Consider the following 14444-nt stretch of genomic DNA (forward strand, 5'->3'; position numbering starts at 1 on the left):
TTTTTCTTTCATTTTTCCGTGCGCTTTCGGCATGCCCGGAATTGCCGACGACAGGGGGATCTGGTGAAACACGCCCGAAGACTCTTGGTGGTCTTCCTCGCGTTCGCGGTGTTCGTCGGACTGGTCCAGCCCGGTGCCGCGTCAGCCGCGGCTGCCCGGCCAGCGGCTGCCGCCGCCGGTCAACCGGCCGACAGCGGTCCGGCGCGGCCGATGCCCGAGGATCCGTACCGGGAGTGGGACGGATCCTCGGGGGTGCCGGACTGGGGTGATCCGCGGTTCCGCCAGATCGTGGTGGACAACGCCGAACTGGCCGAAGACCAGGAAGTCCGCGACGCCGCCGCGGCCGCGCTCGCGGCGGGCGGCAACGCGGCGATCATGGAGTTCCTCAACAAGGGGATCGACGAGGCCAAGGCACGGGCCCAGGCCCGCAAGGACGAGACCGCGCGGCGGGAATTGGCCGAGGTGCAGGCGCTGCGCGGCACCGGTGGCCCGTATCTCAAGGCAGAGGTCGAGCGAGTGCTCGCGGGCAGCGCGTACGACCGGAAGTTGTTCCTGGCCTACGGCAAGGACATCGCGAACCAGCGCGACGCCGACGCGACCAAGGGCGCGCAGGAAGTGCGCGACCGCTCCCGCGCCCGGGTGCAGATGCTGGCGGGGGCGGCGGGTCCGGCCGTCCAGCGGGCCGCGCAGTCCGCTTTGGACGGTGGGGACGCGGCGATCGCGGAGTTCCTCAAGACCGGCTACCTGGCAGCGGCCAAGATCGACGCGGACGCGCGGGAACAGCAGATCAAGGACGAAGAGGCGCGCAACAAGGCGGCCGAAGAGCTGTCGGACCTCGCACGCAAGGCCGCCCGCGCGGCACAGGCTCGGCGCGATCTGCTGGTGGCGCACGGAAACGGCGTCCGTGCCTTGGAGAAGTCGGCCAACGCGCTGATCTCGGCCGGGAACGAGGCGCGCAAGGCCGCGCAGATCCTCGCCGCGAACACCGCGGGCGGCCAGCACCCGGCGGACGCTTTCGACCGGCAGAAGGCCGAGGTCGCCCGTCAGCTCGGCTACGCCCAGCAGGCCGCGACCGAGGCCCGGCAGGCGTCAGCGTCGGCCCAGGTGCAGGCGAACATCCTGGTGGAGACCGGGCTGACCTACGGCACGCAGTGGGCGCAGATGGCCACTGGCATGGCGGACGCCGCGCAGGCCGCGGTGAGTGCGTCGGAGACCGCGCAGCACGCGATCGACGCGACGGCGTTCACCGATCAGGCACGCAACGCGCAGGAGAAGGCCGAGCGGCACGCGGAAGAAGCGCGCCAATGGCGGATGCACGCCGAGGACCACGCGAAGGCCGCAGCGCAGATCGCCGAGGCCGCACGGGTGCAGGCGGAGGCAGCCAAGGACGCCGCTGCCCGCACGAAGACCGCGCGGCAGGCCGCGGAAACCGCCGAGGCGCAGGCCTGGGCTGCCGCCGAGCGGACCCGCAACGCTCGGGTCACCGCGGAGCGGGAGGCCGCCAACGCGGCAGCCGCACGTGCGACGGCCGAGCGTGAACGTGCGGCGGCAGCAGCCGCCCGGGCTCGGGCCGATCAGCAGGCAGCGGCCGCGCATTCAGCGCGAGCCGAGGCAGACCGGCAGGCCGGGATCGCCGCGGCCGCCCGAGGTGTCGCCGACGGCGCGAACGGCCGGGCTGCGGATCTCGACACGAAGGCGCGCGGGGAGGAGAAGAACGCGGCGGATGCCCGGGACCGGGCGTTCCAAGCAGAATGCGCCCAGCGCGCGGCCGAGGCCCGGAGAGACGCGACGGCGGCGATGGCCGCGGCCGCCCGGGGCGGCCAGTACGAGCAGCCCGCGCGGGACGCGGCGAACGAGGCCGCGGGCGCGGCGATCACCGCCCGTACCGCAGCGGGAGCAGCGCGAGGCGCGGCGAACGTCGCGACCGGTGCGGCAGCGGGGGCCCGTGCGGCGGCAACCGAAGCCGGTGCGCACGCGGCGCGGGCTCGGGCCGCGGCACAACAGGCGGCCGCCGCGGCGGCCCGCGCGAACGCAGCGGCCAACCAAGCCGAGGCCGAAGCGGCGGCAACGCACGCGGCCCGGTTGAAGGCCGATTCTGCGGCGTCCGACGCGACCTTCTCCGAGGCGCAGGCTGCCGAAGCCGCACGCAACGCGGTGACCCTGGCGGAGCGGGCGTCTGACGAGGCCATCCAGGCGGCGCGGTCGGCGGCACGCACGAAGGCCGAAGCAGACGCGGCAGCGGCGGAATCGGTGTCGGCGGCAACACAGGCGGGCTTGGCGGTGCAGGCCGCATCGGCGGCGAATGCGTCGTCGAAGGCGATCACTGACCCGGCGAACACCGCGATCCAGGTCGTCGCGCCATTCAGCGGCGGCGACATCGACGCCGATTTTGTTCTGCTGGTGGCGAACCAGGCCAAGACGGTCGGGGCGGAGCAGGCCGCGGCTGCGCAGCAGCGCGCGACCGAGGCGGTGGAAGCCGCGCGGCTCGCGCAGGAGGCCGCCGATCGGGCCGCGGGCGAAGTCAAGCCCGCTTACGACGCCTCAGCCGCAGCCGCGCGCTCCTCGGCCGCCGCGGCGAAGTCGGCCGCAGAGGCTCAGCAGTCCGCTGCGGACGCGGCTGTCGACGGTGCCGCGGCCCGCGCGGCTTCGGAACGAGCGGCCCAGGCCGACGCTCAGGCACACGAAGACGCGGTCAAGGCACGCGCGGCAGCGAACGCGGCGAACAACGACGCGGCGATCGCGGGCCGGGCAGCATCTTCGGCGGAGCAAGAAGCAGCGGCGGCCCGCGCGGCGGCCGGACGAGCGGAGTCGGACGCGGCGGCGGCCCGCGGAGCGGCGAGCAAGGCGGAATCTGACGCGACAGCGGCGGAATCAGCGGCAGCGGAAGCGAAGACCCACGCGGACAACGTCGCCCAGGCAGCGCGAAACGCGATGCAGAGCGCGGTCGACGCCGGCCACGCGGCGGACCGTGCGGAGAAGGCGGAACGCGACCGGCAGACGGCGGAGCGGGCCAAGCAGGCCGCGCAGGCGGGCGACGGCGACGCCGGGCTCTCGCCCGAGGACGAGGCCCGGTTCCTCAAGGACATGTCTCCGGAGGGGCAGGAGGAATACCGGAAGGCCGCGGACGCCGCGAAGAAAGGGGTGATCGAATACATCCTGGAAAACGGTGGCCAGGTGTTGCTCGACGTGATCGGGTACACCGACGCGAAGAAGTGCTTCGCCGAGGCCGATGTCTCTTCCTGCTTGTGGACCGTGGTGAACGTCGGCTCGCTGCTGGTGCTGGTCGCCAAGATTCCTGAAGTGGGTTCCGCGATCGTCAAGATCGCCGCCGGCTTGACGAAGTTCCTCGAAGGTTCCGAGGCGGGCAAGCGGGCCCTTGCCCTCATCCGGAATATCTCCGAGAGGTTCAGGAAGTTCCCCTCCTGCCCGATCCAGGGCGAACGCATGCTCGTGCAGGCGAAGAAAGCAAGCCCGGACCCGTGCATTCGGCAACCCCTGGGCAGGGGACACACCGGACGTTATAGTTCGAATAGCATCAACGAGCAGATCGCGATGGACGAGGCCCGGCTCGAGCCGCAAACGGGAGTCGAAATCCCCATCAAAATGCAGGACGAACGCTGGCCGGACGCGGAGGGCTGGGTAAAGATGAAAATGGAAGTAAACGGTGTTGAAGTTCATTACGTTCGAAACAAGATCAGTGGCGCCGTGGATGATTTCAAGTACAAAGACAGATGACGAGGCGCTCCGGTGATTGTCAGGTGCTTATTTAATCGCGGCGAGGAGATCGGCGAGCCGAAGCGTGGCCTGTATTTCACGAACTCTTCGAAGTTCTTGATTTCAACTGGAAAAGAATATCGCGTTTACGGGATGGCCGTATACAAGCTCGGTCTTATTGTGCTGGTCGAGTCCGATTCCGGGCGGCCGGACTGGCTTCCGGTGGAGCTGTTCGAAGTGGTGGACGGGGAGCTTCCCGCTGACTGGCGGTTCGCCACCCGGGACGAGGGCGGATCCGGGACGCAGGCGATCTGGGGTTATCCCCAGCTCGCCGACGATCCCGGGCACAAGGACGCGCTGATCGAACGCGAAGAACCGGCTTTGGCTGTTTTCGCCGCTCAGGTCGCGGCAGGACGTAAGGAATCCACGGGGGAATGAGAGTGTCTGCGATGAACAAGAAAAGACCCGGCCTGCTGAGCCGGACAGCAGTCGCCGCAACCGCGGCGACCCTGCTCATCGGGTTGGGAGCACCGATCGCTTCGGCCGCGACTCCGCCGCCGACGCCGCCGGTGCAGGCGTTGCCGGAGGCTCCGCCCGCTCCCGCGGCGGCCGCGCTTCCCGAGGCGACCCCGGAAGAGAAGGTCAACGCCATCCGGTCGCTGGGGCTGGACATCGACAACAGCTGGCTCGTGCTGCGCGACCGCGATTTCGTCTTCAAGATCTTCGACACCGCGGACGACACGCACTTCCCGTTGGTCAAGGCCGCGGCGCTTCAGGCGTATCGCGACGGCGACACCGCGTCGACGTTGTTCATCCGGTCCGGGATCACGGATCTCGCCGGGCGTGATCGCGAGAATTACGCTCGCGGGCAGCAGGAGCGCGATCAGGCGCGCAAACTGAAGCAGAGTGCGGCCGCGCTCGTCGCCATGCCGGTCACCTCGCAGCAGCTCGACCTCAGCTATCGCGACTTCATCTTCGAGCTGTGGCACTTCGTCACCGGCTACCCGAAGGTGAAGGCCGCCGCGCTGGCGGCGTTCGACGCGCCCGAGCCGGAGCAGAAGATCTTCCTCTCCAGCGGCCTGCTCGCCGCGAAGCAGCAGGACCAGATCGACGCCGTCAACGCCGACAAGGACCGCACCGAGGCCGAGAAGGCTCGGCTCATCGCCCGCGCCGCGCGCCAGAACGCGGCCACCGTCGTCGGGCTGGACACCACCGACTCGATGCTCGATCTCGCCGACGACTTCTTCATCCGCAAGCTGCTGGAGAAGGCCGTCGCCGGATCGCAGGTGGCCATCGCCGGCCAGACCGCGCTGAACAGCGCGAACCCGGCGGACTGGAAGGCCTACATCGCCACCGGGATCTACGCCGCGCGCGATCGCGACACCGCGATCGACAACGAGAAGAAGGCCGCCGAGAACCGGCGGGTCGCGCGGGAGATCAAGGCCCGCGCCGAAAACGGCGGCATGCGTCCCCGCCTGGTCGCGGCCGCCGCGGCCGCTCTCGCCGGTTCCGACCGGGACGTCGAGACGTTCCTGCAGAGCGGACAGGACTCCGTGCAGACCCAGTCGTTCGAGGTGACCACGCCGGGCATCCGCGGCGCGTATGTCACCAGCAACGGCGGCAACACCTACATCGTCTGGGGCGACCCCGGGACCCAGGGCTCCTCGAAGCTGACCGGCGCCACCTGGAAGATCAAGGACGGCATGGCCGATCCGAACTGCTTCTCGCTGGAGTCCGCACAGTTCGCGGGCAGCTTCCTGCGGACCGACGGCGACGTCGTGAAGCTCGCCGCCAGCGACGGCGGCACCCCGTTCAAGAACGACGCCACCTGGTGCTCCAAGCCCGGCAAGTCCGGACCCGGGATCTCGCTGGAGTCCTACGCGCACCGCGGCCACTTCCTGCGCCACTGGGGCGGCCAGGTCTACTCGGCCACCAGCACCGACGACGCCAACTACAACTCCAGCCGGCTGTACCCCGAGGACACCACCTGGTCCGTGGTGGACCCGGACCCGGAGGTGACCACGCCGATCTCCAAGCGCTGGAAGAACGACGACGCCGTCCGAGCCGTGCTGGGCGCCCCGGCCGCGCCCGAGGTGTACGACGCGTTCAACGGCGGCGTGCGCTACCGCGACTACGCCAACGGCCGGATGTACTGGAGTGCCGCGACCGGTGCGCACGCGATCACCGGCCCGGCGCTGGAGAAGTACAAGAGCGTCGGCGAGTACCACTGGCAGCTGCCGACGACCGACACCACGCCCACCCCGAACGTCGCGGGCAGCTACACGCACGTGCAGAACGGCGGCTCGATCTATTGGTCGCCCCTTACCGGAGCGCACCTGGTCTACGGCGCGATCCGCGACCGCTGGGCACAGCTCGGCTGGGAGCGGTCCTACCTCGGCTTCCCCACCGCGGACGAAGTCCAGGTCGGCACGCTGCGCCGCAGCACCTTCCAGAACGGCAACATCGACCACGACCCGGCGACCGGCCAGACAAAGGACTACCGAGTCTGACCCGGCCGCACAGAACCGGGGCCATCTCGCCGCGCGCGAGGTGGTCCCGGTTTTCCTTGGGCCGGATATCCGTCTGGCATCGATCCCGCGCGGGTTCGGATCCGATTCGAGCCGCCATCTCCCGGCACAGGAGGTGAGGCTGGCGCGGACTCCCCGAAGTTGAGGCACTGTCGAACTCCGCGGCGTCGCGGTTCTCCTGAGCGGTCCGCTCTCCGCCCTCGCGACCTACCGGCTCCCGCTATCGCGGAACCAGCCTGGGCGTCCTGCCAGGAGAACTCCCGCACGCGATGCCGGTCGATGTTCGTTCCAGTGGGCTGCAACCGGCCTGACGCCGGCCGGTTCGGACCTGGATACCTGGTCCATCGGGTGCCGGTGCCTCGTCGGCGACGCCGCCATCGGCGGCATGGGCACAGGAACCGCGGTGGTCACCGCCATACCTGGCTGGCGAGCTCGCCCGAGCCCAAGGCAATCACCGGGCTGTTTTCGATTGTTACGAGAGCAGGCTCCGCAAGTACGCCGAGGGCGGCCAGCCGGGCGGCACCGATGCCGGGAGGTTCTCGCCCCCGCTGCCGCCACCGGCATCCGTCTCCGCAACGCCGCGCTGTCCCGGCACCCGTTCCCGAACGGCACGCTCAAGCTGGGCAAGAAAAGTCAACAGCACCGTGGCCCTGCCCGACTATCCAGCGCTGAAACGGAAACTCAACCTTCAGCGGCGAGCTGGCCACACGCCGCCGCAATGTCCTAGCCACGAGTATCCCGCACGGTGCACGCAACCCTGCCAGCGTTCATCACCGTACAAACTCGCACTCCACGGGCGTCAGCGACGCGTCCCACTTCGAACCCGGCGTCGGGTTCAGCGGAATCACGTTCACGTGCACCAGCTGACCGCCGTCGGTTCAAGCCTCCGCCAGCCGCCGGGAACCTGGCGGCCCTGTCAGTAGCGTACCGACCACATGAACAAGATGAGCACCGCGAACGCCGCCAACCACGGGATCGGATGGATATGGAGTCGACGCCGGACGTCGTTGCCCGATTCCGGTTTCTTCCGCGCCGACTCTCTGGCCCGCGCGACCCGTTCGCCGATCTCCCGCTGCACCGGGTTGCCGTGCCGTCGGCCTTCCAGCGACCATTCCCCGACGGCGGGTTTCATCCGGCGTCCGTCCAACAAACACATGACCGTCTGGTCAGTGGTTTCAACTCGGGACACCGCACCCCATGGAATCCAGTAACGGAAAAAGTAGTTCGTGATTTCCGCCCCGTTTTTCGCCACCACCAGTTTTGGGTTAGTGCCGCAAAGCCAGACGAACCAGGTGATCAACCACAGTGCGAGCAACCCCTGGAACATATACCAAAAGCCAGCGTCGTCCGGCACGCTGAAGATCAGCCATACCGCTGCCGTTGCCAAGCCGGCAGTGCCCACCCAGCCCAGTACCATCGTCGGCCTGCGCCGGATCACCGCGAAGACGTCGCCTTGCCGCACAAATACCACCTTAACAAACCCAGCCTGCCAGGCACGTATCCGCGTCCCGGGCAAGCTGGGTTCACTCATGTTTTTCCAGGCAGCTCAGAACCACCGATTTGAGACGAAATAGCTCACTGCGGAAACAAGGGCGGTCCTGCCCAGGCTACCGGTCCCCGGTGATGCCCTCCCGCACCGCGGTGTAAATAAGGATTTCTTCCCTGCTAGACCACATTGCGAGCTCGCCAAGCGCCGGCGAACAATCGGTCGGCAGCTCCCCCGCCCAGGGTCAACAACCCGTTCCCAATGGCTTTCTTCCGACTGAACTGCTTTCGGTAAATGTCCCGTGCCGTTTGGGTGCCCCAGAGGACGCCGCCCGCTCCTACGCCGCTGGCGATCGTCCATTTGTTGCGCCACGCCCATTTCCCGGCGGCGACTAGGCCTCGGCTGGTGGCCTTGAGCGCCTTCTTCGCGCAGCCGCCCCACGAACGCGGGTTCCACGAGCACGTGCCGGTCAGGTCCATTTCGTTGATGGGGTCGGCGTTCACGTAGTCGTAGTCGTTGGCGCTGCCGCCATCAACCGGGTCCACGCACATGAACCGTGCGAACAACGGGCTGTAGGGCAGCTCGCCCATCTGCACCACGGACAACGCTCCGGCGTGCTCGTATGGTCGCTGGTGCTGTCCGAGCCAGCTGTAGGAGCTGCGGACCGGGCCGATCTGCTCGTGCACAACACGGCCGTACGCCCGCGGTTCGCTATGGATTCACCGGGCGAGATCGTCGACTTCGTGGCTCCATCGGGAGAGATCACCCGACCGACCTGAATGTCAGGGGATCTGCTCGAGAAACTTTCACCAGAGGAGTCGCGGGCAATCGCCTCCGCGCCTCCGTGCGTACAGTTGGTGAAAGAGATCATCCACGCGGCGGAGTTAAGGATTTCTCTTGGCGGAGAACAGGATTACGGTGCGGTTCGGGGCATACGGCGACAACGGCGGCCAGGTGTGCTTCGAGCCGACCGGTATGTGTTACGACTTGGCGGACGGGGAACATGTCTCAGCGTCGCTCGACGAGGAGGATCCGCGCACTCGAGGTGATTTACTGGCCGGGCGGCGTGTCAGTATCGGTTAACGGTGACTTCGCCGTCTTCGATCAGCAGGGAAACAAGCTTCACGATTTGTGGGGCGGCTGACAGATCGAGCGCCGCGTCGGCCAGCCGAGGACGCACCAGCACACCCTCGACATGGACACGAAGCAGTTCCCGAACGACCGGCTGAATGATCAGCGGGCGAGCCACGGAGCGAGCAGCTTCTCCAGATCAGCGTCCGACAACGCCCGCGGGCCGCCGTGGAACTCGTGCCACCGCGTGGCGTCGCGTGCGGAGGTGTACTCGACGTCGAAGGCGCGCATCAGGACGTACATGAAGCTTCCCGAATCGAACCGCTCGCCCAGCAGGGCGCGAGCCGCGCGGGCCACGTCCACCGCGGTCTGCGGACCGTTGACGTCAGCCAGCTTCAGTTCCTCAGCCGCCGGATCGAGCAGGCTCGGCGCACACAACAAGACAACTACTCCACTCTGAACTATTCGCTCAACCTTCGGCGGCGAGCTGTCCGCAGGCCGCCGCGATGTCCTGACCACGGGTATCCCGCACCGTGCACGCGACACCACCGGCATTCACCAGCCGCACGAATTCGCGCTCCACCGGCTTCGGCGACGCATCCCACTTCGAACCCGGCGTCGGGTTCAGCGGAATCACGTTCACATGCACCAACTGGCCCAAGTGTTTCCGCAGCCGCTTCGCGAGCAGCTCGGCCCGCCACGGCTGGTCGTTGATGTCGCGGATGAGCGCGTACTCGATCGAGACACGGCGGCCCGACGTGTCCGCGTAGTACCGGGCAGCGGAGAGAACCTCGTCCACCGACCACCGGTTGTTCACCGGCACCAGCGTGTCCCGCAGCTCATCGTCCGGCGTGTGCAGCGACACCGCCAGCCGCACCTGCATCTTCTCGTCCGCCAGCTTCCGGATCGCCGGAGCCAAACCCACCGTCGACACCGTCACCGAACGCTGACCGATACCGAGACCACCCGGAGCCGGATCAGTGATCCGCCGCACCGCGGCCACCACGCGCTTGTAGTTCGCCAGCGGCTCGCCCATGCCCATGAAGACGATGTTCGACAGCCGACCGGGTCCACCGGGCATCGAGCCGTCTCGCATGACTGCGGCGGCGTCTCGGACCTGGTCCACGATCTCCGCGGTCGAGAGGTTGCGGTCGAGGCCGCCCTGGCCGGTCGCGCAGAAGGGGCACGCCATGCCGCAGCCGGCCTGGCTCGAGATGCACAGCGTCGCGCGGTCCGGGTAGCGCATGAGCACGCTCTCCAGCAGCGTCCCGTCGTGCGCGCGCCACAGGGTCTTGCGGGTCGCGCCGCCGTCCGCGGCCAGTGCGCGCACCTCGGTGAGCAGCGGCGGCATCAGGTCGGCCACGAGCTTGTCGCGCGAGGCGGCCGGGATGTCGGTCATCTCCGCCGGGTCGACGGTGAGCCGCGAGAAGTAGTGGTTCGACAACTGCTTGGCGCGGAACGCCTTCTCCCCCAGTTCGACCACGGCCTCGGCTCGCTCGGCCACCGTGAGGTCGGCGAGATGGCGCGGCGGCAGGCCGCGCTTGGGCGCGTCGAAAACAAGAGGGAGGGCAGTCATGACCGATCAAGTGTCTCATACGCGCGAAACCCGCGCCGCTCCCCCTCCGGCGCGGCGGGCGAAGCGGGGCAGCGCCGGGCACTGGCGCGGTCCGGCCGGTCCGGCGGAATGGCGTCCGACGAACGACGGCGCCGGATCAACGGAAAAACACCCTACGAAGGTCGGATTGCCGAATGCTTTCCGGGATGAATTCCCCTACAATCGACGCCGGGCACGCTTTGGCGCGGCACAAACAAATCGACCGGCGTAGAAATATCCGCCGCCGCGAATCGGCGACGGAATACCGCCGTTAGTCGGTAGTGGCCGCGTTCGTAGCGCGCGTACCGTTCTGTGCGCCTCACCCTTCCCCACCGGTCCGGTAATTCCCCGGCCCGGCCGGTCTTCCCCTTTGGAGGATCCCGTGAAAGTGCCCTCTTCCATTCTGCGCGGAATCGCGGTGGCCGCGGCGGTCGCCTCGGCCGCGCTCGCCGTTCCCGCCGCGGCCGACGCAGGCGAAACGAACATCTCGATGCAGGCCCAGCAGAAAGACCAGTGGTGCTGGGACGCCAGCGGCAACACCATCGCCTCGTTCTGGGGCTATTCCCTGACCCAGACCCGGTTCTGCCAGATCGCGCACAACGAGTCCGGCAGCGACTGCGCCAACAACCAGGGCTACCTCAGCGACCAGCAGAGAGTTTTCAGCTACCTCGGGTTCCGCAACGTCGGCTCCTACAATTCCAACGGCTACCGGCTTTCCTTCTCCGGCATCAAGAACCAGATCGACGCCGGGCAGCCGATCGGCACCCGGATCGGCTGGACCTCCGGCGGCGGCCACATGCACGTTCTCTACGGCTACGACGACTCGAACGGCGGCAGCATCGTCGAATACGGCGATCCGTGGCCGTCGAACAACCGCTACAACTCGATGAACTACAGCTCCTACGTGTCCAACAACCAATTCGACTGGACCCACACCGTCTACGGAATGGTGGGCTGAGACGATGCTGCGAACCATCCTCCGCACCACAGTCCTTTCCGGAGCCATCGCCGCCGCCGTCTTCGCCGCGAACCCCGCGTCCGCCGCGGAGCCGACCGGCCCGTCCCCTTCGGACACCGCCGCGATCTCCGGGCTGCTGGCCAGCCCCGGTACCGCCGCCCGGCTCGCGCACACGAAGTTCCCCGGCGCGGCACCGGCGGCAGCGCACGCCAGCCGCGCCGCCGCCGATGCCCAGACCCAGATCCCGGTCTACGAACCGACCGCGGCCTTCATCAACGGCGAGTCCGACGTCCCCGCCGCACTCGCCTACGTCGCGTCTCCGGCCCGCCTTGCCGACGGCCGGGAAGCGACCGTCTGGGCACAGCCGAGCAAAGCCGGCTGGCAGGTCATCAACGTCGCCTCCGGCAACGACGAGCAGGCGCACGCGGCGGCCGCGCACGGCGGTTATCTGCTGCACGAACCGCAGGTCAACGCCTGGTACTCGGTCAACGGCAACACCGTGACGGTCCTCGACGGCGCGGTCTCCGGCGTCCCGGCAGGCACGAGGGTCACCCTCGCCGCCTACCGCGCCGAACTGCACAAGCGCTACGGCGACAAGCTGCCCGGCTCGACCTATGACAAGACCGGCGCGGGCGGCGGCTACGCCGTTCCCGCCCCGAACACCGGCTCGGACGGCAACCCGGCCACCGCGCTCGCCATCGGCGGGGCGGCCGTGGCAGCCGCGGGCGGCGCGTTCTTCCTGCGCCGCCGTTCCCAGCACGGCAAGTGATCACCCCGGCAGGGGCGCGCCCGCCGCGCCCCTGCCGCGATCAGTCGTCGTCGAGAGCCTCGGCCCACCGATCCGCCCACGACACGAGCGGCCGCAGCGCCTCGAACGCCTCCCGGCCCAGCGCCGTCAGCGCGTAGTGCGATTCGTCGGTCTGCCGCACCAAACCGGCGTCGGCGAGTTCGACCAGGCGTTGCCGCAGAACGCTCGAAGACATCCCGTCGCACCGTTGCCGCAGCGCGCGAAAGCCCAGGGTGTCGACCTGCAATTCCCACACGATCCGCAGGCACCACCGCCGCCCGAAGAGGTCGAGCGCGGCCATCAGCGGACGGCCGGTCGTGGAGCCCCGGACCGGCTGTCCCGGCTTCGGCGTCGCCATCCGAATCTCCTTGTGCTTCGATTTCCGAAACACTAACATCGGCCGCCATGATTCGATTTCCGAAGCGGGTCTGCGCCACGCTCGGCATCGACGTGCCGATCGCGCAGGCCCCGATCGGTTCGGCGGCGACGTCCGCGCTCGCCGCGGCGGTCTCGAACGCGGGCGGCCTCGGGACTCTCGCGCTCACCTGGACCGACCCGGACGAGGCCGTCCGCCGGATCCGCGAGGTACGCCGCCGCACGGACCGGCCGTTCGCGGTCAACCTCGTGCTCGACTTCCCGATCGACGACGTCCTCGACGCCTGCCTCGCCGAGGACGTCCCGATCATCTCGACCTTCTGGGGCGACCCCGCCAAAATCGCCGCGCGGGTCAAGGACGCGCAGCTGATCCACACCGCGGGTTCCGTCGCCGAAGCCCGGCAAGCGGCTGAGGCAGGCGTCGATGTCGTAGTCGCCCAAGGCTGGGAAGCGGGCGGACACGTGCGCGGCCAAGCCTCGACGCTCGTGCTGGTGCCCGCTGTCGTGGACGCGGTCGCGCCGATTCCCGTACTCGCAGCAGGCGGAATCGCCGACCGTCGCGGGCTCGCCGCAGTGCTGGCCCTCGGCGCGCAAGGCGGCTGGCTGGGCACCCGCTTCCTGACCGCGGCCGAAGCCGCGACCCACGATTCCTACCGCGAAGCCGTGCTCGCCGCGGAACTCGAGGACGCGGTCCACACTCGTTGCTTCGACGGCGGCTGGCCCGACGCGCCGCACCGCGTCTTGCGCAATTCGACGCTGACACAATGGGAAGCGGTAGGCGAACCGCGCACGGAACGCCCCGGCGAGGGCGACGTCGTGGCGACGGATGCGACCGGAAACCCTTGGCGGCGCTACGACGACATGATTCCCGTGCCGGGCATGACCGGAGACCTCGAAGCGCTGGCGCACTACGCCGGGCAAGCCGCGGGATTGGTCCGAAACACAGCCCCGGCGGCGGAAATCATGGCGGACCTGGTCGGTTAGCGTTCCGCGAGCGTCGGGTCGACGTTCGCTTCGGGTGGCCTAAGCCTGTTCCACCGCCGCCGGAAGCTCGACCGGCTGCCGCAGCGCGTCCAGCACCGCGTTCACCGCCGCCCGCCGTGGCGAACCTCGCCGGGTGACCGCGACGATCGTGCGCGTCACCGGCGTCGCCAGCGGTTTCGTCGCGACCCGGTACCGCGGATCCACCGCCAGCCCGGGCAGCAACGCGATCGACAGCCCGGCCTCGACGTGCTGCAGCGTCATCAGGTAATTGCTGAACCGGCACACCGCGCGCGGCTCGAACCCCGATTCGCGACAGAGCCGCAGCGTCAGATTCGCCATGTAGGACGGGGGAATGTCGAGCGCCCACGGTTCGCCGGCGTAGTCCGCGAGCACCGCCGGCCCGGGCGGCTCCGGCCGGTCGAGCGCGGTGACCAGCACGATCGGGTCGGTCGCCAGCCGGATGATCTCGAGGTCGGGACCGAGCGGCAGGTCGGCGAAATCGGTGGTGGTGATGACGACGTCGCTGTCGCCCGCCCGGAGCGCGGGGACGCTTTCGTGCGGTTCCCGTTCCGCCACCTCGGTTTCCAGCCGCGGATAGGTCTGCGCGAGCCGGGTCGCGGCGGGCACGGCGAAGGTGTGGATCGCGCTCTGGAACGCGCCGATCCGCACCAGCCCGGCCGGTTCGTCGCCGCGCAGTTCGGCCTCGACCGCGTCGAGATGGTCGAGGATCGCGCGCGCCTGCCGGGCCAGCTTCTCCCCGGCGGGCGTCAGCCGGACGCGACGGCCGGTGCGTTCCAGCAGCCGGGTGCGGGTTTCGGTCTCCAGCACCGCGAGCTGATGCGACACCGTGGAGGCGCTGAGATTCACGTCCTGCGCGACCCCGCGAACAGTGCCGAGCACGGCAAGGCGGCTCAGGAGACGCAGCCGCCACGGGTTCAACATGACCC

The 14444-nt window shown here is 68.9% G+C and carries 13 protein-coding genes and 1 pseudogene; 6 read left to right on the forward strand and 8 right to left on the reverse strand.

Annotation, left to right across the window (positions count from 1 at the left end; translation table 11 throughout):
- Positions 1 to 63: 63 nt before the first annotated feature.
- The 3 genes from ACFXI3_RS08860 to ACFXI3_RS08870 all read left to right on the forward strand — a co-directional run bounded on the left by ACFXI3_RS08860 (position 64) and on the right by ACFXI3_RS08870 (position 6224).
- Entirely contained in the window at positions 64 to 3735 is a 3672-nt protein-coding gene (locus ACFXI3_RS08860) for an ALF repeat-containing protein (RefSeq protein ID WP_378399063.1), read from the forward strand.
- Between the two features lie 132 nt (positions 3736 to 3867).
- Entirely contained in the window at positions 3868 to 4152 is a 285-nt protein-coding gene (locus ACFXI3_RS08865; protein WP_378399065.1) for a hypothetical protein, read from the forward strand.
- Positions 4153 to 4163: 11 nt separating this feature from the next.
- Positions 4164 to 6224, forward strand: a complete 2061-nt coding sequence (locus tag ACFXI3_RS08870; protein ID WP_378399066.1) for an AbfB domain-containing protein — start codon at positions 4164 to 4166, stop codon at positions 6222 to 6224.
- Positions 6225 to 6965: 741 nt separating this feature from the next.
- On the opposite strand, the pseudogene ACFXI3_RS08875 reads toward ACFXI3_RS08870, so the two are convergent.
- The 6 genes and pseudogenes from ACFXI3_RS08875 to rlmN form a co-directional block, all read right to left on the reverse strand.
- Positions 6966 to 7111 (reverse strand): annotated as a pseudogene (locus tag ACFXI3_RS08875) (23S rRNA (adenine(2503)-C(2))-methyltransferase RlmN); the annotation flags it as partial.
- A gap of 47 nt (positions 7112 to 7158) precedes the next feature.
- Complete coding sequence (locus ACFXI3_RS08880) at positions 7159 to 7704, reverse strand: hypothetical protein (protein WP_378399068.1); 546 nt, start codon at positions 7702 to 7704, stop codon at positions 7159 to 7161.
- A gap of 203 nt (positions 7705 to 7907) precedes the next feature.
- Entirely contained in the window at positions 7908 to 8447 is a 540-nt protein-coding gene (locus ACFXI3_RS08885) for an RHS repeat-associated core domain-containing protein (protein WP_378399165.1), read from the reverse strand.
- A 350-nt stretch (positions 8448 to 8797) separates the two neighbouring features.
- A complete protein-coding gene (locus tag ACFXI3_RS08890) occupies positions 8798 to 8977 on the reverse strand; it encodes a hypothetical protein (protein WP_378399070.1) in 180 nt (59 codons plus the stop codon).
- On the reverse strand, positions 8962 to 9240 hold the full coding sequence (locus ACFXI3_RS08895) for a hypothetical protein (RefSeq protein WP_344286034.1): 279 nt from the start codon (positions 9238 to 9240) through the stop codon (positions 8962 to 8964). Before ACFXI3_RS08895 ends, ACFXI3_RS08890 begins: the two co-directional genes overlap by 16 nt.
- 28 nt (positions 9241 to 9268) lie before the next feature.
- Positions 9269 to 10375 (reverse strand): 23S rRNA (adenine(2503)-C(2))-methyltransferase RlmN, encoded by a 1107-nt coding sequence (rlmN, locus tag ACFXI3_RS08900; protein ID WP_116200044.1) that lies wholly within the window; start codon positions 10373 to 10375, stop codon positions 9269 to 9271.
- Positions 10376 to 10775: 400 nt separating this feature from the next.
- On the opposite strand from rlmN, the gene ACFXI3_RS08905 reads away from it, so the two are divergent.
- Both ACFXI3_RS08905 and ACFXI3_RS08910 read left to right on the forward strand, forming a co-directional pair.
- On the forward strand, positions 10776 to 11351 hold the full coding sequence (locus ACFXI3_RS08905; RefSeq protein ID WP_378399072.1) for a papain-like cysteine protease family protein: 576 nt from the start codon (positions 10776 to 10778) through the stop codon (positions 11349 to 11351).
- A gap of 4 nt (positions 11352 to 11355) precedes the next feature.
- On the forward strand, positions 11356 to 12120 hold the full coding sequence (locus ACFXI3_RS08910; RefSeq protein WP_378399073.1) for an LPXTG cell wall anchor domain-containing protein: 765 nt from the start codon (positions 11356 to 11358) through the stop codon (positions 12118 to 12120).
- A 40-nt stretch (positions 12121 to 12160) separates the two neighbouring features.
- Here the strand turns inward: ACFXI3_RS08910 and ACFXI3_RS08915 are convergent, their stop codons facing one another.
- Entirely contained in the window at positions 12161 to 12496 is a 336-nt protein-coding gene (locus ACFXI3_RS08915; RefSeq protein WP_378399075.1) for a winged helix-turn-helix transcriptional regulator, read from the reverse strand.
- 47 nt (positions 12497 to 12543) lie between these two features.
- Between ACFXI3_RS08915 and ACFXI3_RS08920 the strand changes: the two genes are divergently transcribed.
- Positions 12544 to 13497, forward strand: a complete 954-nt coding sequence (locus ACFXI3_RS08920) for an NAD(P)H-dependent flavin oxidoreductase (protein ID WP_378399077.1) — start codon at positions 12544 to 12546, stop codon at positions 13495 to 13497.
- A gap of 39 nt (positions 13498 to 13536) precedes the next feature.
- Here ACFXI3_RS08920 and ACFXI3_RS08925 read toward each other — a convergent pair whose 3' ends face one another.
- On the reverse strand, positions 13537 to 14439 hold the full coding sequence (locus tag ACFXI3_RS08925) for a LysR family transcriptional regulator (protein ID WP_378399079.1): 903 nt from the start codon (positions 14437 to 14439) through the stop codon (positions 13537 to 13539).
- Positions 14440 to 14444: the final 5 nt, after the last annotated feature.

Origin of the sequence: Amycolatopsis sp. NPDC059235 (assembly GCF_042754125.1) — a bacterium.
Taxonomy (GTDB): Bacteria; Actinomycetota; Actinomycetes; order Mycobacteriales; family Pseudonocardiaceae; genus Amycolatopsis; species Amycolatopsis albidoflava.